This is a genomic window from Methylobacterium sp. D54C (assembly GCF_053345595.1).
On sequence record NZ_JBKFAK010000138.1, the window covers coordinates 1 to 351 of the forward strand.

Annotated in this window: 1 protein-coding gene; it reads right to left on the bottom strand. The window is 73.2% G+C overall.

Features of this window, described 5'->3' with window-relative positions:
• Positions 1 to 351: FAD-binding oxidoreductase (locus ACLBYB_RS32870; protein ID WP_447701387.1), on the bottom strand; the 351-nt coding region annotated here is incomplete at both ends.

A 351-nucleotide genomic window follows, 5' to 3' on the forward strand; every position in this document is an offset into this window, starting at 1 on the left:
GGGGCGTAGAAGAAGCCCTCGTGGCTGACCGCCCCGGAGATCGCCAGATTGGTGATGCCGCTCTGCACCCTGGCGGTGCGGTTGGCGAAGTCCATGTCGAGGACCTGGGTCATCTTGCCGACGCCAAGGATGATCGCGTCGGCCTGCGCGATGGCGCCGCCCGCGTGCGACGTGCCGGCGCCCCGGGGCACGACCCGCACGCCGTTGGCGTGGCAGTAGGCCATCACGGCGGCGACCTCCGCGGTGGTGGAGGGCAGCACCACGGCGAGCGGCATCTGCCGGTAGGCGGTGGGCCCGTCGGTCTCGAAGGCCCGGCGCCCGTCCTCGCTGACCACCAGCGCCTCCGGCGCG